The sequence below is a fragment of the Dyadobacter sp. CY323 genome (assembly GCF_021390245.1).
Classification (GTDB): domain Bacteria; phylum Bacteroidota; class Bacteroidia; order Cytophagales; family Spirosomataceae; genus Dyadobacter.
On the sequence record NZ_JAJUXH010000001.1, the window covers coordinates 297,851 to 317,841 of the forward strand.

Here is a 19,991-nt window from a genome sequence, read left to right on the forward strand (position 1 = left end):
ATTGATAGATTTGTCACATTGAGCGCAGTCGAATGCGTTATCCATGTCAGATAACGCATTCGACTACGCTCAATGTGACAAATTAGTACATTAAGATTCGGCTAATGAGGTCCGCTCGGTTCGCCTGGGGAGACATATTACCCCTTCATCTGCGCCTCCACGACGGCGATGGCAACCATGTTCACGATTTCCCGTACGGAGCTTCCCAGCTGCAAAACGTGCACAGGTTTTTTCATACCTAACAAAATTGGCCCGATCGTTTCAAGTCCGGCGGCTTCTTTCAATAAGTTGTAGGCGATATTACTTGCAGAAAGGTTTGGGAAAATGAGGGTGTTTGCTCCTCCGTCAACGAGGTCACTGAATGGATGGTTTTCCTTCAAAAGCGTGGTGTTGAAAGCCAAATGCGCCTGCATTTCACCTTCCACGATCATCGACGGGTTCCGTTTTTTAAGGATCGCAGTCGCGTCACGCATTTTCTCCGCGTCGTGCCCGCTAGCACTTCCGTAGTTCGCGTAAGTTACCAGCGCAATGCGCGGTTGAATGTTAAAACGTTCGACCGCTTTCGCAGTCAATTCCGTAATTTCTACGATTTCATCAACAGTCGGGTCGAGATTGACGGTCGTATCGGAGAAGAAAAGCGGTCCTTTTGGTGTCAGCAGAATGTACATACCAGCTACCTTATTTACACCGGGACCTTTCCCAATCACTTGCAGCGCCGGACGGATCGTGTCGGGATAAGTACGGGTAAGTCCGGAAATCAGTGCGTCGGCTTCTCCCGTTTCCACCATCATCGACCCGAAATAACTTCTGAAATAAATGGACCGGTGCGCTTCTATGGGCGTTAATCCTTTCCTTTTACGCTTTTCAAAAAGCGCATCCGCGTAACGGTTGATGATATCCGCATTTTCTTCGGCACGAGGATCGACAATGGCCACATCACTCAGGTCCAGCTTGCTTTCCACGATCAGATTCTGGATCGTTTCTTTGCTTCCGAGCAAAATCGGTATCGCGATACCTTCATCACGCACCTGCTGCGCGGCACGAAGTACCTGGATATTTTCCGCATCAGCGAAAACAACTCTTTTTGGCGCGAGTTTCGCTTTATTCAGGATCACCCTGGAAATCTGCTCATTACGTCCAAGTCTGCTTGAAAGCTCCTGCTCGTACGCATCCCAGTCGGTGATGATCCTACGGGCAACGCCGGTAGCAATGGCAGCTTTCGCAACGGCCGGTGCAACGGTTGTCAAAAGTCGCGGATCTACGGGTTTTGGAATGATGTAATTTTTGCCAAAAACAATGTTAGTTTCATTGTAGGCCAGGTTAACGATATCCGGAACTGGTTTTTTGGCAAGATCCGCCAATGCGTGAACCGCGGCCAGTTTCATTTCTTCATTGATCTCCGTCGCACGCACGTCGAGCGCGCCGCGAAATATGTAGGGGAAGCCAAGCACATTATTAACCTGGTTGGGATAATCTGAGCGGCCTGTTGCCATAATCACATCTTCCCGTGCCTCCACCGCATCCGGGTACGGAATTTCAGGGTTTGGATTGGCCATGGCAAGCACAATCGGGTCTTTTGCCATCGATTTCACCATCTCTTTTGAAACAATGTCGGCAGTGGAAAGCCCAAGAAATATGTCCGCGCCTTTCATCGCATCTTCCAGCGAATCATAGGAGGTTTCGGTTGCAAACTGTCTTTTCATGTCACTCAAATCGGTACGACCGAGATGAATATGGCCCTTTGTATCAAACATGGCGATATTCTTCGGATCCACACCCAGAGAAATATAGAGTTTTGTGCACGAAACGGCAGATGCCCCGGCGCCGGAAACCACCACGCGGATTTTATCAATGTCTTTTTTGACGAGTACCAGTGCATTCAACATCGCGGCGGCACTGATGATGGCCGTTCCATGCTGGTCGTCATGCATCACCGGGATATTCAATTCTTGTTTAAGCCTGGCTTCAATTTCAAAGCATTCGGGCGCCTTGATATCTTCGAGGTTGACGCCACCAAAAGTAGGTTCGAGGATTTTGACGGTACGCACAAATTCGTCGACATCTTTGGTATTCAATTCGATATCGAATACATCGATGTCTGCATATATTTTGAAGAGCAGACCTTTACCCTCCATTACCGGTTTGGATGCTTCCGGGCCGATGTCCCCAAGTCCGAGAACGGCTGTACCATTGCTGATAACTGCCACCAGATTGCCCTTTGCAGTGTAGAGATAAGCATTTTCTACGTTTTCTGCGATTTCAAGACAGGGTTCGGCGACGCCGGGAGAATACGCAAGTGAAAGGTCCCGCTGGGTACTGGTTTCTTTGGTTGGAATGACCTGGATTTTACCGGGCCTGCCTTTGGAGTGGTAGTATAGCGCGTCTTCTTTTCTGATCTTTTTGTTCATACCTGTTAGCCAATAATTTCGCGCTAAGGTACAAACATTCGATAGATGGCAATGGATGGCGAGGCGCTATCGCAACGATAAATGCGGTTTTCCGGTCAGAGATCCCGGAGTGAATTGCTGGAAGACGGAACGTCTGAATCTTTGAAAGAATGGCTGCTCACCAGGTTTTTCTTCTTCACTGAAACCACACGCCGTTTTAATACATAGGCAAAAAGCATGTACGCGCCAAACATACAAATGTAGATATACAGGGAGGCTGTATTGGTAATGTTTCCGTGAAATGCAAAGAACAATGTGGTGTTGACAATGGTGACCATCCACAATGAAAACGAAGCCCAGAAGTGATTCAACCCGTTGTCGATCAGGATGTGGTGCATGTGGTTGCGGTCTGCTACAAAAGGGGAGCCACCTTTGAAAATCCGTACAATGAACACCCGTAGCGTATCGAAAATCGGGACGATCAACAGTACCATCACAATGATCGGCGCATTGAAATAGGCATTCGGATCATGCAGGTAACCGACATTCAGGGATAAAAACTCGACTGAAAATATAGAAAGCAAATACCCGACGATCAGTGAACCGGTATCCCCCATAAATATCTTGCTCGTTTTGGAGAAATTAAACCGGAGAAATCCTAACAACGATCCCGACATGGCAAATGCCAGACAGCCGAAAGAGAAATGGTCGTTGAGAATAAACCAGATCCCAAACCCTAAACCCGCGATCAGGCTTATGCCGCCCGCCAGGCCATCGATGCCGTCGATCAGGTTTACCGCATTGATAATGGCGATAAAGATCACAACGGTCAATGGAATGCTGATAAAATCGGAAACGCCGTGAATGCCAAAGATTCCGTAAAAATTATCGACTTTGAAATTCCCCATCGCCACCAGGATCAGTGATGCGAATATCTGGATGATCAGTTTTTTAGTCGGGTCAACCGCCAGAATATCGTCTTTTATCCCAAGAAAAAATAAGATAATCACCCCGGTCATCGCCAGACTGATCAGATTGGAGTCGAGTATGTTTTCGGAATGCGGCCAGAGAAAATAGGCGATCAGTGTTGCTGCAAAAATGGCAATTCCACCCAGTGTCGGCGTTTCGGTTTCATGTGAACTTCTGAAACCCGGTTTAGCTGTCAGGTGTAAAAGATTTGACAGGTTAATGATAATGGGAATGGAAATGATCGATAAGAAACAGGCTATCAGGAAGGAAAGCAAGCATTGATAGACATCGTGATGAATAATGTTGCTAAAATTTCCTTCGCTCAATATCTGTAAGGGTAATTTTAATTCCATAGTGTCTGCCAATGTTAGTGAAGTGCGCTGAGTAACGAAGGAAAAGTCGTACTCAAATGACGTAAATTAATTTAATATAAAAAATATGCAAATGGCTGATAATCAAAATAATTTTAGCGAACGGCTATGCGTCTTTCCTGAAATTGTTCTAAATAAACTGCCATATCTTTCGTAACGGTTTCAGCCACAATGTGTAAAACCTTGGCCTGAGTCCATTGATTTCCCACGCCTTTAAATCATTCCGGTTTGCCGCAATCCTGTTTTTTAATGTACTGTTACTTACCCCGCCAACCCTCATTTTTACCAAAACCTTAGGGAGATACCCAATACGAACACCTGCCTTATGTACAAAACGAAGCATCAACTCGTAATCCGCAGCACTGCCAAGGTCAAGCCGGAACTGGCCGTGGTTTCGATATGCTTCTTTTTTTACAAAAAAAGTCGGATGCGGGGGCATCCAGCCATTCAGAAAAGCACCCGGCTCATACTGGCCAGAAATCCATTTTCTCTTAACCGTTTCATGCGAATCAACATATTCAAGATCGCCATAAATACCGTCGAATGGGCCCGAACTCATTACTTGCGCCATTTCGCTGATAACTGTCGGAAAAGCATAATAATCATCCGCGTTCAGAATTCCGATCACATCACCCGATGCTAATTGTATGCCTTTGTTCATGGCATCGTAAATTCCGCTGTCCGGTTCGCTGATAAACCTGGTAATCCTGCTGCCGTACGACTGTACGATTTCCTGAGTGCCGTCTGTCGAGCCACCATCCACAATGATGTATTCAATATCAGAATAATCCTGTTTCAAAACAGATTCAATGCAGTGCCGGATCGTGGCTGCGCCATTATAGACGACGGTAAGAATGCTTACTTTCAATGGCTTATATCTCTTGTTTTAACATATTTTGCAGGGTTACCCTGATAAATCCCATACGCATCCATATCCCGCGTCGCCACCGAACTCACAGTCAGGACTGAATGCGACCTGGCCTTCACTCCCGGACAAACCGTTGCCTGCGCGCCGATCCAAACACCGTTTTCCAATGTTATCGGTTTGACAATCAGATCAAAAGTGCTTTTAGAGTAATTGTGATTGCCGGTCAAAAGCATGCAGCCCTGGGATAGGCATACGTTTGATTCAATAGTCACCATTGTGAGGTTGTCGATCCACACCTTTTCACCGATCCAGGTATGAGCTCCAATTTTCAAAAACCACGGATATTTGATGTTTACTTTTGGCTTGATCACCACACCGTTCGCAATCTGTGCGCCAAATGCTTTCAGGAGCCAAACCTTAAATGCCGAGGGATATGGCAAATAGGTATTTACAAATAGTCGTCCTAAAATGTACCAGATAACCTGTTTAAACACACTTCCGGGCTGATACCAGCTGTTGTTATACCCGGACAGATTGGTTTGGGTTTTTAAGGTCTTTTCCATATTCTGTCCTGAAATGTGCAACAATCTGTTCTTTATTTTTCCCTGCGCGGTAATAAACCTCGTAAATTTTCGCGTCTACCAGGAAACGGTACCAAAATCCTTGTAAAATGTGCCAGATAAGACCTTTTCCACCATCCAGAAAACCGCCTTTCAGAAAATAACGATAGCTGAAATAGATGAATGGGCGGGTAAAAAGCGGCATTCCCGCATACTTGACTTTCAGATACCGTGTACGTTGTTCCTGAGTCCCCCAGAAGCTGGGAGTAACGGTTTCCTTACTATCAAAATTATACTTAATATTCAGTAGATCAATGACTTCACGTATTGCATAATTGTTATGTTTCTGCGTCCACCACGTCAGATTATTGAGGTTGTGATCTACGATATCGTGTTGCAATTGTTGTGTTATGCCGCTGCTGAGTTTGATATGCTCATCCATCCAGAGTTCTTCACAAGTTCCGAGTCCATTCCGCCAGATCCTCAAAAGCCAAATGGGGTAGTAGCCGCCTCTGTGAATCCATTTATCCATAAAAATAACGCGGCGTTTCACATATAAGCCGGACACTTCCTCGGCAACATTGGCGAGAGATGCATTCAACTCGGCAGCGAGTTCAGGAGTGAGGTATTCGTCGGCATCCATCCGCATCAGCCATTTCGTTTTGAACGGATTATTTTGAATGCCGTAATTGAATTGGAATGAATAGGAAACCCAGGGATTTTGCATGACTGCCGCGCCTAAATTTCTGGCGAGCGACACGGTATCATCTGTGGAAAAGGAATCCACAATAAAAATCTTGTCTGTTATCTGAAGCAGGCTTTTAATACAACGCTCAATGTGTTTGGATTCATTGTTTGTCAAAATGATGACAGATAAATCAATCATACCCAGTGTGGAACGGTATAGTTTTGCCGAATTTCGGTTACTTAGAAAATCAAATATACTTATTTTTTCATAACCTTCTTGTATTCTTCCAATAACTGATTGGCCACTACTTTTATGTCAAAATTTTCAGTTACCATCGCGTAGGCGCGTTTTACAAGTTCTGCTGAGTAAGATTTATCTTGTAATATTTTAAGAATACCGTCCGCCACGCCGTCAACTGTCAGCGGAGTCAATGAGGAGGCATCATACTTGCGAATGTAATCTCCAAAGCCTACGCGGTCAGACACGGCTGTCGGTATTTTACAAGTCATGGCTTCGAGCACGGCGATGGAAAATCCTTCGGAATAGGACGGAAGTGCAAACAAATCAGCGTCCGAAAATGCCTCTTTTTTTATCGTATCTGTAAGCATTCCAACCAGCTTTATCCGGTGGCCAAGGTTATGTTTTTTGATAAATTCCTCCGTCTCCGTTTGATAGCCATCATCAGGTCCGGCGAGAATGAGAATCGCATTAGGTACAGTCTCATGAATTTTCAGGAACGCAGGAAGCAGCAGGTCCAGACCTTTCTTAATATTTAACCTGCCCATAAAAAGGATCATTTGCTGATCCGGGGCAATGCCATGTTTGGATCTGAAAATACCTTTTGCGGGGAGATCGGTATAATCGGAAAGTTTCATCCCATTTGGCACGATGACCATATTTTTCGGTCGGTAGCCCAGGTAACGGATCACATCTTCTTCTTCGTCCGTGTTGTTGATCTGGATCAGGTCAGCTTTTCCTAACAATCTTTTTTGATACAAAAGCGTTACGATCTGCTTTTTCCATTTGCTATGCGCAACGGCCCATTTATCAAGCAAACCATGAATGGTAATGACTTTTACGGCGTTGTTCGGAATTAAAAAAGGCGCCAGGCTTCCAAAATGCCAGATCCCGTGCATGTGTACCACATCGTATTCGTGTACATGCGCCTTTAAATACTGGTACATTTCGATCGAAAACTCGCGATAGATATCGCTTAATGGTGTCGTGCGGGCACATGCGACCAGTTTCGCACCATTGGGCGCCGGATACATTTTCTCTCCGGGCGTCATTGGACTAAGAATGGTTACTTCATGTCCCGCGGCGAGGACTTCGGTGGTGTGGTCGTAAATGATCCGGGCGGGTCCGCCGATTGCCCAGGTATAAGCACAAATATTTAAAATTCGCATTCGTCGCGTCAAATTCGGGTGTTTAAAGCATTCTTCGTGAGAAAGCTATTTATTAATCAGCTTTTTGTAGCCTGCTACCATTTCCCGGGCCACTTTGGTTGAGGAAAACGGCGCAACCAGTTTCATTGACTCTGCGCCCATTGCCGGAATATTTTCCCGGTTTTTTATGAAATACTGCATGGCTGCTTCAAGTTCCTGCTGATTTTCGGGGTCAAAAGTAAAACCATTCACCTCAGATTTCACAAGATCGGCCACGCAGCCGCATTTCTCAGATACGATCACCGGCATTCCGCAGATCATCGCCTCATTCACTACAAGCCCCCACGGTTCGGATTTACTTGGCAAAATCAGCACATCGCTTTTCGCCAGCCAAGCAGGTACTTGGTGCCAGGGAAAACCACCTGTAAAATGAACTAATTCGCTGATATTCAAGCCATTTACTTGCTTTTCAAGCGCCGCACGCGCGGGGCCCTCACCGATCAGTGTCAATTTCCATTGCTGAGAAGTATCTGTGTTTTTGATTACACGATCAAATGCGCGGATCAGCAATTCCAGATTCTTTTCCGGGGCCAATCTGCCTACATAAATGAACGTCCGGTTTGCATTTGAGATGCCGAGGCCGTTTTTAAGTTCAGCTCTCGCCTGGTCAAAATTAGCCCGGATCACGTTTTCGTCCACCACGGCTGCATTTCGTACGAGTATCCGGGCGGGTTTCACACCTAAACTTTCGAGATAATCGGCCGATGTTTTACCAAAACAAAAAAAACCATTGGCACGGTTGACGATCATTCGCTTCAAACTTTCACGCCAGCCCGAACGCGTATGATCGAGCGGGGATGATTCCGAGGAAATTACCACTTTCACACCATTTAAGCGCGCATAAAATAGCAATGCAACCTGCGCCATATCAAAATAGCCGGTAATGTTGAGTACCGTCGGTTTGTACTCGCGGTAAACGGTGAACAACGCCTTTAACCGTTCCTGAAACCCAACACTTTCGAGGCTGCGGCGAAACAAAACCTGATATGGGTAACGATATCGGATCGTCTCGTCGTTTTTCATTCCTGCCCGGCTGGCTTCATGCAGGGCGATCTGCGCAACGAGCAGCTCACTTTGCGGTTCTTTTTCGTGAAGTGCCTGTTGGATTTCACTGAAAAGCCTGGATTTATAATGCGCCCATAACTGATTGTGAATAATGAGAATGCGCATTACAGACTTGGTTTAAGGTATTCCCTGAACAACGGATACAAATTATCGGTGAGGAAAATCTGGCCTTCATCGTTATAATGGACTACATCGCTTTTCCGATAAAGGTCTTTCCTGATCCCCAACTGAAATTCGTTGATCAGCCGAATATTCCGTTCTCTGGCAAAATCGATGATCTCATCTCCCTGATCATTAAAATGCCCCATTTCGATTTCTGATATTTCCGGATGCAAATAAATGAAAAAGGGAATGTTGTTTGTTTTGGCCATTTCATAAAGCTGCTCATAGCCGGGATTGAATCCCAGTCCGGGTTTGCGGATGCCGGCATTATTTAACTTCTGCGTTTTCACGGAATCTTTTTTAATCTGCACGGAATCTTTTTTCAGTGAATCGCCAGATGCCACGATTGAATCCTGCGGCACGTTGGGGGCAAAGAAAATGGTATTGAAATAATAAAAAAACATCCATCTGTACCGGTCCCAAAGCTCATACAATGCTACGGGATATTGTTTAGCGGGCATCTGAGGATCTATCCCTACCGGACTTTGATGCGACATGATATCGTGGGCATCGTGGCTGCTGGTTACCAGGCACATTAGTTTTGCATGAAAGAGACCGAATTTTTTCAGATATGCGGCCATATTATCAGGCCCCCACGAGCCGGCCGAAATATTCAGTACTCTCACACGCTTGTTGAAATCTTTCAGGAATCGTTTTTCAAGCAGGGTGGAAGCGATGTTTTCCTGATCCGTGAGGCTGCCGCCATTTACGACCGAATCGCCGATCAGCAGTATTACTAAAGTGTCGGTTGGCAGCACTTCGTCGTTGCGCATGGAAAAAGAGTTGGTGCGGAGCACCGAGCCGAAGCGTTTTACGTCCTGGTTGGGGGCGTATATGTATTCAAAATCAGGATCGGAAACGTAAAGCGGGGAGTTGCAAAAACCAAAAGCAAGTCTCAAAACAACCTCTGCGACGGCCGCAAGAATGGCCATTGCAATTAAAAATCCGTATATATATTTTAATATCAAAGGAAGTTCTTTTCTGCGTCGAACGTGTCTGCAAATTTAGGATTACTTTTTCCAATTACGACTTTTTGCCTTTTCGTTCGCTAAATAATGCCACGGATACACGAATGCACACGAATTCAATTCGTGCATCCGTGGCAAAAAAAGCCTTGGAATGATAATTTGGACAGAACCATACACATTCATCTTAAAGAACCAAATCTCATGAGGTATATCGAATCAAAAACAGGAGTTACAGGGGAACCGGTTAAACTGCTGGTTCACGAAGTGGGAGAAGGAAAGCCCGTCGTTTTTATTTCCGGGTGGCCTCTCAGCCATGAAATGTGGGAATATCAGTTTAATGTGCTTCCGAAACACGGGATCCGGTGCATTGCCTACGATCGGCGTGGGTTCGGACACTCGGACAAGCCCTGGAACGGTTACGATTACAGTACGCTCGCAGCGGATCTGAAAGCGGTACTTGATGAGTTCGACCTGCATGACGTGACACTTGTCGGCTTTTCGATGGGAGGCGGCGAGGTAGTCCGCTACCTCACTACCTATGGCAGTTCGCGGGTTTCCAAAGTGGTGCTGATCAGCACGGTACTGCCTTATATGTTGAAAACCGACGACAATCCGGAAGGTTTGCCGCAGGAAATGTTCGATGGTTTCGTGAAAGAAGTGGAAGAAGACAGGCCGAAATTCCTGGCCGGATTCGGGAAAAGCTTTTATGGTGTTTCCCTGCTCAACAATGCGGTTAGCGAAGAGTTGCTTCAGTGGCATTCCATACTTGCATTACAGGCATCAGGCCGTGCAACTACACAATGCATCCGGAGTTTCAGCTCAACCGACTTCCGAAATGAAGTAGCGTTGATGGACGTACCCATTCTCATCATTCACGGAGAATCAGACAAAACAGTACCCATTGAGGCGAGCAGCAACCGCACGTCGGATATGTTGCCTGGTGCCGAGTACATTGTATACGAAGGTGCGCCGCACGGTTTGTTTATAACACATAAAGAAAGGCTGAATGAGAATCTGATCCAGTTTATCAACCAGCAGACCGTGACAATCAGTAATCCGTACACAGATATAATAACCTAAATGACAACGTTCTAAATGCAGAGCGGCCGGGAGAAATCCCGGCCGCTTTTTTATGCAATCATTTCAATAAACTCGATCCGGTTCCCGAATGGGTCGCGAAATGAGAACCGGTTTCTATCGGGAATTTTGCTCTCATATTTTACGGTAACTCCATTGCTTTCAAGTACTTCGCGGGCAGCTTCCAGGTCATGCACCTCAAAGGCGGGATGGCGCTGAGATAGTTCGTGGCTGTTTTCGGCACGTATATGCAGCTGGATATTTCCCATTTGGTACCAGATTGCTCCGTTTGGTAACGGGTATCCCAGGTCTGTCAGTTCGGGCAGTGCAAGTACGCCGCCATAAAACGCACGTGCTTCTTCTTCCTTGCCTTCCGGAAAGCACAGCATAATGTGATCCAGTCTTTTAAATCCAATCTTCATTTTGAAAGAGAATATATTGCTTTTAAACTATTTAATTAATGGCCCTTTACTTACTTCGATGCCATCTTTCCAAACCGATTCGATCGCTCTCGATGCTTTAATGTCTTTTTCCGGATTGGCAGACAGGATCACCAGATCAGCTTTCTTCCCTTTTTCCAATGTTCCGTAATCGCCGTCCGTTTTCAATGCACGTGCGGCATTGCGGGTACTGACGGTGATGGCCTGCAACGGCGTCAATCCGGCCTGGACCATCAGCTCCATTTCAAGATGTTCGGTGAAACCTTGTGTCCGCACCGGAAATGCGCCCGAGTCGGTTCCCAATGCAACAGGAATGCCCGCGTCGAAAATCTTTTTCAGATTGATCAAAGCGGTTTTATTTGCTGCTATATTCTTTGGGTAATCGGGCGAATTTTTGATCTTCTCTCCATAGGCTTTATTGGTGATCATTTCAAAAACTCCCGGTTCCAGGGAAGCTTTAAAAAATGCGTCATTGATCCAGTCCGGTGAAGATGCGTATGCGAACTGGTACTCATCGAGCGAAAGCGTGGGAATATAGACAACTTTTTTTGCCTTCATTTTACTCAGCAGATCGGCGTCCACTTCTTTATCGCGGATGCTGTGCGCGATAATGTCGATACCGGCTTCGGTCAGGGCGCGGGCGTCTTCTACATAAAATAAATGGGCAGCCACGCGGATGTTTCGTTTGTGTGCCTCACGGATAATGGCCTTGTAAATTTCCGGTTTCATCTTTTGCCCGCCGCCATGATCATCCACCCAAATTTTAACAACGCTCGGCTTTACCGCTGCCAGCTTTTCCATCATCGCGGGAACGTCTTCCGGAGTGGCCGGCCGCAGGAGCAAGTTCATCCACGATCCGGGATTAGGGTCCGGCGTATTAAAACCGTAACCTGCTGAAAAAAGCCTGGCTCCCGGAAGCAGTCCGGCAACGGTCGAATCCCGCATTCCGTCGAAAATCAAAGGCCTGTCGGTGCCCATTACCAGCACGGAGCTCACGCCATAATCCTGGTATTTTTTGAGTTGACGGAGAATATTTTCGCGGGTGTAGTTTTCCGCTGAAGAGGTAGTTCCTTTTAGCGTCCCGACGTGGGCATGTGCGCATATCAGCGCCGGGATAACCGTTTTTCCACTAAGATCCTTTTCCTGGGCACCATTACCTTTCAAGCGCTTTCCAATACTTACTATGCGGCCGTCTGAAATCAGCAGGTCTACATTCGGTTTACCGGCAGACCCGGTCCCGTCGATCAGTGTCACATTCTTCAAAAGAACGGCTTTGGATTGGGCCAATCCGAGTAAAGGTATTGAAAGGCAAGCTATTAATGCCCAATTTATCTTCCATTTTCTCATCATAGGTACTCGGATTTACGTAAGTTCTGGTATAGGTTTTGTATTTAAATGGCACTGTTTTCTGTATAAACGGAGTCAAAAGTAAGTTAGATAATCAATCCATTAAAAACTGTGGTTATGGCAAAATATTCAAAAAAAGCAGGTGAAAAAGTCGAAGAAGTACTGCATGAACAAAAGGAAGGCACGCTAAAATCCGGCTCGGGAAAAAAAGTGACTTCCAAAAAACAGGCCATTGCAATCGGCTTGTCGGAAGCGCGAAAGGAGGGTGCAAAAGTGCCGAAGAAGAAAGACTGAGATACGACTATTTCTGGAATCCTTTTCCTCAGTTCAAGAGGAAAAGGATTTTTTGTATTTTAAAATAAACAATACGAAGTTGAGACGGAATAATAAAATTTTGTAGTATCTATTCAAGTATATGTCAAATCTGTTAATTTTAGTGGTTAACCTGCCGTAATTTTTGATTTCAAAAAGGACTATATTGTGAGGCCGTAATCCTGTAGAGACTATCTAAAACCCCAGGAAGCATTTTAGTATGAATAATTTGAGGAAAGCGCTTTTCAAGTTGATGCGGAATGAGGCGGTTTTTGATTTCGTTCAGGATCATGCGGTAGATGGGCTTCTGATCTGGCAGCATTCCGATTCCGGAAGCTACTGGGCCGATAACAAGCTACTCGCAGCTATCTCCATATTAAATCCTGAAAGCGAACCCGGCAGTCTGGCGGATCTCCTGGCAACGGAGCAATTCGCCAGGTACCGACAGCGAACAGTTACCCATTTTCAACAGAGTACCTCCGACTGGAAAGGTGAATTAAGAATAGAAAGCAATACAGGAAAATTTATCCGTTTTCGGCTCCAATCGATCGCCGTTTTCGACACGGATTTAGCTGAGGCACTGATTATCACCGGGTTTATAAAACATAACCAGGAGGCCCCGGTGCCGGAATCTCCTACCAATACGCAGCTTTATTCCTTGCTATCGAACGCGACTTCTATCTACGTAGTCGGCATCGATACAGACGGGAATTACCTTCATGCAAACGATAGTTACTGCAATTTTTACGGAGTAAGCAGGGATGAAATTATCGGTACCTCTTCTCTGGTGGGGATTGTCCCGGAAGATATTGATAAGTGCCGCATTGTGGGTAACCAATGTCTGGTCAGACCGGGAATGCCCCATTCCACAAAGATCAGAAAGCAAACGTTTAGCGATGGCGTTAAAACGACCCGCTGGGAATTTACAGGGATCGCCGACGAAACGGGTACGGTACGGGAGCTTTTCTGCGTCGGTTATGACATCACACGACAGACCATGGTGGAAGGAGATCTTTCCGTATTGGTTTCCAACATGCAGGATGTTCTGTTTACCATTTCCCGAGAAGGCGTTTTTACCTACATTTCGCCCAGCTGGACTTCTGTATACGGGTATTCCCTTGCCGAAACGCTGGGGCAATCGTTTACTCAGTTCATTCATCCTGAGGATATTGAAGTTTGTAGCGAGGCCCTGAGGGTCACCGTGGAAACCGGCCAGCCGGTATCAGGCGGCGTGGAGCACCGGATACGTCATAAAAACGGAAACTGGTCGTGGAGCAACACAGCCGCGAATATCGACCCGGGCAGCGGAAGGATTATCCTCACCAGCCACGATATCACCGAACTGCGCAATTCGAGAGAAAAGTTAAAAGAACTCGCCTTTGTCGCCTCAAATACAACCGATTACATTGTTATTACAGACAGCCTCGGCCGCATTACATGGGTAAATACAGCATTTGAATCCCGGACGGGATATAACCTGGAGGAAATAAAGGGCAGGGACCGGGCGGGTCTGCTTAAAGGCCCGGAAACGGACCACGAAACGGTAGAGCGTATCTACCAGAATTTCAAACTGTTGAAAATCCTGCAGGAAGAAATTCTTTGTTATACGAGAACCGGCGAACAATACTGGATAGACCTTAAAATAACCCCTGTTTTCGACGACAGCGGAGCGTGCATCAACTTCATTGCGGTAGAACGGGATATCACGGCGCGTAAAAAATCCGAAGACCAGTTGAAGCGCATTACGGACATTCTCGAACAGACGAACCGGGTGGCCAGGATCGGAGGGTGGGAGCTTAATTTGAAAACAAAAGGCCTGTACTGGTCTTCGATAACGAAGGAATTGCATGAATTCGATCAGGATGAGGAGCCTGTGCTGGAAGAAGCCATTCTTTTTTATAAGGAAGGCCCGAGTCGGGATACGGTCAGGCGGGTTGTTCGGGAGGGTATAGCAAATGGTACCTCCTGGGACCATGAACTGCAGATAGTCACCGCCAAAGGAAACGAGTTGTGGGTAAGGACCATCGGAAAGCCCGAAATGAAAGATGGGGTTTGTGTACGTATCTATGGTGCATTTCAGGACATTACAAGACGTAAAAAGGCGGAGGTCGAAATACTCAATTCAGAGGCGAAATTCAGGGGACTTTACAACTCGACCAGCGATGCGGTAATTCTTTTTGACAAGGACCGGTTCCTGGACTGCAATATAGCAGCCTTGAAAATGTTTGGGATCGAATCTCCGGAACATCTGAGGGAAATGTCGCTGGGAACATTGTCGGGAGTACAGAATGCGGACGAACATGCGGAAAGTTTACAGTTGATCAGAGACAATATCCAGTTCGCCTATGACAAAGGCAGCCACAGTGTCGAATGGGTGTTCAAACGGTTTGGCGAAGACGCCGAACCATTTATAGCAGAAGTGCTGCTCACGCAGATCAGCGTCAACGATCAGACGATCATTCAGGCTGTGGTGAGGGACATTACCATTCGCAAAAGGGTGGAAACGGACTTGCATGAGGCCCGGAAGCATGCCGAGGCAGCAAGCAAAATGAAGTCGGAATTTCTTGCAAATATGAGTCATGAGATACGTACACCGCTGAATGGCGTGGTTGGTTTCACGGACCTGCTCATGAAGACGAATCTGGATGAAACCCAGCAGCAATACATGTCGATGGTGTTCCAGTCCGCCAATTCGCTCCTGGATATCATCAGCGACATTCTCGACTTTTCCAAAATCGAAGCGGGAAAGCTGGAGCTGACTTTTGATAAAACGGATTTGCTGGAGGTATGCGGGCAGGTCGCCGATATGGTGGCGTATCAGGCGCAGCAGAAGCACCTTGAAATGCTTTTGAATATTCCTGCCGAGATCCCGCATTTTGTATGGGCGGATTCGCTCCGGTTGCGGCAGATATTGGTAAACTTGCTGAGTAATGCGGTTAAATTCACATTGAAAGGTGAAATTGAGCTCCGGATTGAGCTGGTAAAAAAGGTGAACGATCTGGACAACAGTTTCCGGTTCTCCGTTCGTGACACAGGTATCGGCATTGACCCTCAGCACCAGAGACGAATTTTTGAAGCTTTTGCACAAGAAGATTCCTCAACGACAAAGCGATATGGCGGAACGGGCCTCGGTTTGACCATTTCCAACAGCCTGCTCGGACTAATGGGCAGCAAACTGGAACTGAGGAGCAGTCCCGAGAAGGGGAGTACTTTCTTCTTCGATGTTACTTTTACTGCCGTTCAGGGAAAAGATCTTTTTGAATGGGAAAATGTGCACGGTATCAAAAGAATCCTCATTGTGGATGACAGTGAGAATAACGGACATATTTTAGCAGATATGCTTGACAATAAGGACATTTCGTCCGACTTTGTGCAAAGCGGGGATCAGGCCCTGGAATGCATCACGTCCGGGGAAGAATATGACGTGATCCTGATGGATTGCCACATGCCGGAGATGGGCGGGGTTGAAACGATAAAGAAAATAAGAGAACAGCCAGATGAAAAGTTTCGAAAGCAGCCGATTATCTTGTTGAACGACACCTTTGAAGACGAAATGCTGACCATACTCCGGGATGAACTGGGCATTCAGCATTTCTTACTTAAACCAGTCAAGATCCAGCAGTTGTTTTACACACTTTCTAATCTCGGTAAAAATGAAATCACTCCTCTCCGGCTGGAAAAGGAGCATTTAATGGAGCAGAAAAAATTTGGGTTGGGGAAAGTGACTGTGCTGATTGCGGAGGATCATAAAATCAATATGATACTGGTTAAGTCCATGCTCATCAAGATACTTCCTGATGTGACCATGGTGGAAGCCGCCAGTGGGCTGGAAGCCATCGAGCAGTTCCGCAAATCCAATCCGGATATTGTATTTATGGATATTCAAATGCCCGAAATGAATGGCTATGAAGCGACAAAAGGGATACGGATGCTGGAAACAGAGTCACACGTGCCCATTATCGCGCTGACTGCGGGAACAGTGGTAGGTGAGCGGGAAAAGTGCCTGGAAGCCGGTATGGATGACTATCTTACCAAACCGGTTGTCAAAGACACGCTGGAGCTTGCAATTCAGAAATGGCTCGTCAACGTTTAATAACGGAGAATGCAAAAATTATACAGTCTGTTTTTTTCTTTCTTGATCTTAATCTCTTCTGCACTGCTTTCGGGCTGCCAGCCGAATGAGGCACGGGCAGTGGCCACCGCTAGAATATCCCCTGTAAACCTGACCGATCTATATGCAAAAGCCGAGGAATACGTGTCGGCCTGGCCGGACTCGTTGCTCGTCGTTGCTGAAAAAATGAAAGAAGAAGGTTTGCGTGTCCATGATAAAAAGGCGATTGTGCGGGGAGAGCGATACGAGGCGCAGGCAAGATGGAGACTTGGCAATCACAGAGAAGCAATGCGACTGGCCATTCATGCCTTATCCAACGCGGAACGCTGGAAGCTGCCCGCGGAGATCCCGGACATTTACGGCGTGATCGGAAATTTGCATAAAGAAAAACACAATTATGACATGGCCATGTCGGCGGTAGACAACGGAATGAGCGTCGCCACCGAGATCGGCGATACGGTTTCCATTATTTATATGATGCGGCTGAAAGCGATGTTTACCCAGGGTATAGGCGCCAATACAAAGGATACCGCATTGATAAACAGATCTTTACATATGCATTTGGAGGGACTTAAGATCGCGGAATCTTCTCCGCGGCTGGAACGCCACCGAATTGGGTACTACAACAACATCGCGCAGGTGTATGTGAAACGAAAGGAAATGGATAAAGCGCTTTTTTATGTCTCAAAGGGCATTACTCTCGCCAAAAAATACAACCAGCTGCTTTCACTCACATATAGCTATACCTGGCTTTCACAGGTACATCTTTATAATAATGATATCGAAAAAGCGACCGAATACCTGGGCGAGGCGCTCCGGATCGCTCAGGGCCTGAATAACCCATTCAGGCAAATGGAAATTTACAGCTATTTATACCAGGCACTTAAATCCACGAGCGATTATCAGCAGGCATTGCTGGCATACACCCGGTACAGCGAAATCAGAGATTCGTTACGTGTACTCGAAAACGTGCGCCAGGTAGGTGAACTTCAGGTTGAATATGAGGCAGAAAAAAAGGATCAGCAGATCAGCGCATTAGGGTTGATTAATGAGACAAAAACCAGGGAAACTGTCTGGGCACTGGTCGGTTTGGGAACATTCCTGATACTATCGGTTTTTCTGATATTTCAGTATCGGATCATCCTGCGCAATAATGAGAATTTAAAGGTCAACAATCAGAAAATTGCCGATCAATCTGAAAAAATGAAGGTGCTGATGAAGGAATTGCACCATCGGGTGAAGAACAATTTACAAACCGTTTCCAACCTGCTAAGCCTGCAATCAAACCGCCTGACGGATGAAGATGCGAGGCAAACCATTCTGACCGGGCAGCAGCGGATTGAGGCGATGTCGTTGATACACAAAAGCTTATACAACCATGACAATGCTAATCTGGTGGACATGAAAGAGTATATGACGAATCTGGTTGAAAGCGTCATGCAGAGTTTTGGAGTAGATGAAAAGGAGTTGGAACTGAATTTGACCGTGGGTGTGGAACGGCTGGATATTGATACCGCAATGCCGCTGGGTCTGATCGTAAATGAGTGGATCACCAATGTTTTCAAACACGCATATCAGGATGTGGAGGCTCCCAAACTAACTGTAATTCTTGATAAAAGGGAAAAACTTTATCTTGAAATGGCGGACAATGGGCCCGGAATCGATATGAAAACCTGGGAGCGGCCGGGGAGCTCATTTGGCATTAAATTGGTCAAAATACTAGCCAAGCAACTCGATGGACAATGTAAGGTGCTGATTATTAATGGTACTAAGTTTGTGCTAGAAGTTCCTTTGTCGGAACTTAGTGGTGCTGTTTGACGGTATACATACTGTCACCAAGAGTTATGAATGATAAGAAAGTAAGCATATTGATCGTCGAGGACGAGGCAATTCAGGCAATGGGACTGGAGGAAACCCTGGAACGGGCGGGCTACCGGGTGGTTGGAATCGCGGATAACGGGCAGGAGGTTTTAGACTTTATGTCTCGTGAAGAAGTGGATCTCGTTGTCATGGACATTCATATCAAAGGCGATATGGATGGTGTAAAAACGGCCCTGAAAGTCCGGGAGCTAAAACCGGATCTGCCTATCATTTACCTGAGTGCTTATGTCGACCAGGAAACGGTCCGGCGGGCAATGGAAACTTCTCCGGCAGCGTATATCACAAAGCCTTACCGGCAACTGAACCTCCTCGGTTCGATAGAAACGGCACTCTCCTATGTTCCTGCTGCGGACGACGATATAAAAGCAAATGACAGCCCGAATGCGGTTTAGCATATTCAGACCGTCATTTTGATTTAACACGTTACCCATTTACAACGAATACGTTACCCATTTACAACTTGCCCTCCATTTGGATGGAGTACCTGGCCGCTCATATAGGAAGAATCCTCAGATGCAAGAAATACATAACACGTCGCTACCTCGCTCGGCTGGCCGGGGCGTTTGAATGGCGTGTCTTTCCCGAACTTTTCAACTCGTTCCGAATCAAATGTGGACGGAATAAGCGGCGTCCAGATCGGGCCCGGCGCTACTGCATTAACACGAATGCCTTTTTCAGCCAAAGATCCTGACAATGAGCGGGTATATGCCACAATCGCACCTTTCGTGGACGAATAGTCGAGCAAAGATGGGCTGCCGTGGTATGCGGTTACGGAAGTGGTGTTGACGATCGTGTCGCCTTCTGCCATGTGCGGCAATGCGGCTTGCGTAAAAAAGAAAAATGAAAAAATATTGGTGGCGAAAGTGTCGGCCAGCTGCGATGCGCTGATTTCGCGTATATCCTCTTTCGGATGCTGCTCGGCCGCATTGTTGACCAGGACATTAATTTTGCCAAATTGCTCCACCGTCTTGCTTACCGCTTCTTTGCAGAACGATTCGTCCCGGATATCTCCCGGGATCAGCAGGCATGCTTTTCCTTCTGCTTCCACCATTGCCTTGGTTTCCCGCGCATCCTGACTTTCTTCCAGGAAAACAATCGCTACGTCGGCGCCTTCGCGGGCGAAATGCACTGCAACTGCCCGCCCGATACCACTGTCGCCACCGGTAATGAGTGCTGTTTTACCCTGCAGCTTTCCACTTCCCCGGTAGTTTTCGCGGATCACGATCGGGGCCGGATCCATGATCGCTTCAATGCCGGGCTGTACGTCTTGTGTTTGTCCCTGAGTATCTATCTGATAATTCATGAGTGTATTATTTAAGTTTAAAATTTTGAAACCCGCC

At 46.6% G+C, this 19,991-nt stretch carries 16 protein-coding genes; 5 read left to right on the plus strand and 11 right to left on the minus strand.

Going from position 1 to position 19,991, the window contains the following annotated elements:
- Positions 1-137: 137 nt before the first annotated feature.
- The 8 genes from LZG72_RS01335 to LZG72_RS01370 all read right to left on the minus strand — a co-directional run bounded on the left by LZG72_RS01335 (position 138) and on the right by LZG72_RS01370 (position 9,447).
- Positions 138-2,408, minus strand: a complete 2,271-nt coding sequence (locus LZG72_RS01335; protein ID WP_233866600.1) for an NADP-dependent malic enzyme — start codon at positions 2,406-2,408, stop codon at positions 138-140.
- Positions 2,409-2,503: 95 nt separating this feature from the next.
- Positions 2,504-3,709 (minus strand): MraY family glycosyltransferase, encoded by a 1,206-nt coding sequence (locus LZG72_RS01340; RefSeq protein WP_233866603.1) that lies wholly within the window; start codon positions 3,707-3,709, stop codon positions 2,504-2,506.
- 148 nt (positions 3,710-3,857) lie between these two features.
- Positions 3,858-4,595, minus strand: coding sequence for a glycosyltransferase family 2 protein (locus LZG72_RS01345; protein WP_233866606.1), 738 nt, complete (start codon positions 4,593-4,595; stop codon positions 3,858-3,860).
- Positions 4,592-5,158, minus strand: a complete 567-nt coding sequence (locus tag LZG72_RS01350; RefSeq protein WP_233866609.1) for a WcaF family extracellular polysaccharide biosynthesis acetyltransferase — start codon at positions 5,156-5,158, stop codon at positions 4,592-4,594. Before LZG72_RS01350 ends, LZG72_RS01345 begins: the two co-directional genes overlap by 4 nt.
- The gene (locus tag LZG72_RS01355) at positions 5,115-6,041 is read right to left on the minus strand and encodes a glycosyltransferase family 2 protein (protein WP_233866613.1); all 927 of its coding nucleotides are present in this window, start codon (positions 6,039-6,041) and stop codon (positions 5,115-5,117) included. The genes LZG72_RS01350 and LZG72_RS01355 overlap by 44 nt, the downstream gene beginning before the upstream one ends.
- 59 nt (positions 6,042-6,100) lie before the next feature.
- Complete coding sequence (locus tag LZG72_RS01360) at positions 6,101-7,249, minus strand: glycosyltransferase (protein ID WP_233866616.1); 1,149 nt, start codon at positions 7,247-7,249, stop codon at positions 6,101-6,103.
- Positions 7,250-7,294: 45 nt separating this feature from the next.
- The gene (locus LZG72_RS01365) at positions 7,295-8,458 is read right to left on the minus strand and encodes a glycosyltransferase family 4 protein (RefSeq protein WP_233866617.1); all 1,164 of its coding nucleotides are present in this window, start codon (positions 8,456-8,458) and stop codon (positions 7,295-7,297) included.
- The gene (locus LZG72_RS01370; protein WP_233866618.1) at positions 8,458-9,447 is read right to left on the minus strand and encodes a hypothetical protein; all 990 of its coding nucleotides are present in this window, start codon (positions 9,445-9,447) and stop codon (positions 8,458-8,460) included. The genes LZG72_RS01365 and LZG72_RS01370 overlap by 1 nt, the downstream gene beginning before the upstream one ends.
- A gap of 237 nt (positions 9,448-9,684) precedes the next feature.
- Here LZG72_RS01370 and LZG72_RS01375 point away from each other — a divergent pair, with 237 nt between their 5' ends.
- Positions 9,685-10,563, plus strand: a complete 879-nt coding sequence (locus LZG72_RS01375; RefSeq protein WP_233866619.1) for an alpha/beta fold hydrolase — start codon at positions 9,685-9,687, stop codon at positions 10,561-10,563.
- A 50-nt stretch (positions 10,564-10,613) separates the two neighbouring features.
- On the opposite strand, the gene LZG72_RS01380 is transcribed toward LZG72_RS01375, so the two are convergent.
- Both LZG72_RS01380 and LZG72_RS01385 read right to left on the minus strand, forming a co-directional pair.
- Positions 10,614-10,982 (minus strand): VOC family protein, encoded by a 369-nt coding sequence (locus LZG72_RS01380; protein ID WP_233866620.1) that lies wholly within the window; start codon positions 10,980-10,982, stop codon positions 10,614-10,616.
- Positions 10,983-11,009: 27 nt separating this feature from the next.
- Positions 11,010-12,350, minus strand: a complete 1,341-nt coding sequence (locus LZG72_RS01385) for an amidohydrolase family protein (RefSeq protein ID WP_233866621.1) — start codon at positions 12,348-12,350, stop codon at positions 11,010-11,012.
- A gap of 114 nt (positions 12,351-12,464) precedes the next feature.
- Here LZG72_RS01385 and LZG72_RS01390 point away from each other — a divergent pair, with 114 nt between their 5' ends.
- The 4 genes from LZG72_RS01390 (at position 12,465) to LZG72_RS01405 (ending at position 19,043) form a co-directional block, all read left to right on the plus strand.
- Positions 12,465-12,641: a DUF6496 domain-containing protein gene (locus LZG72_RS01390; protein ID WP_233866622.1), complete on the plus strand. Its 177-nt coding sequence runs from the start codon at positions 12,465-12,467 to the stop codon at positions 12,639-12,641.
- Between the two features lie 238 nt (positions 12,642-12,879).
- Positions 12,880-16,752, plus strand: a complete 3,873-nt coding sequence (locus LZG72_RS01395; protein WP_233866623.1) for a PAS domain-containing hybrid sensor histidine kinase/response regulator — start codon at positions 12,880-12,882, stop codon at positions 16,750-16,752.
- A gap of 9 nt (positions 16,753-16,761) precedes the next feature.
- Positions 16,762-18,588, plus strand: coding sequence for a sensor histidine kinase (locus LZG72_RS01400; protein ID WP_233866625.1), 1,827 nt, complete (start codon positions 16,762-16,764; stop codon positions 18,586-18,588).
- A 26-nt stretch (positions 18,589-18,614) separates the two neighbouring features.
- The gene (locus LZG72_RS01405) at positions 18,615-19,043 is read left to right on the plus strand and encodes a response regulator (RefSeq protein WP_233866627.1); all 429 of its coding nucleotides are present in this window, start codon (positions 18,615-18,617) and stop codon (positions 19,041-19,043) included.
- 53 nt (positions 19,044-19,096) lie between these two features.
- Here the strand turns inward: LZG72_RS01405 and LZG72_RS01410 are convergent, their stop codons facing one another.
- A complete protein-coding gene (locus LZG72_RS01410; RefSeq protein WP_233866629.1) occupies positions 19,097-19,954 on the minus strand; it encodes an SDR family oxidoreductase in 858 nt (285 codons plus the stop codon).
- Positions 19,955-19,991 lie beyond the last annotated feature (37 nt).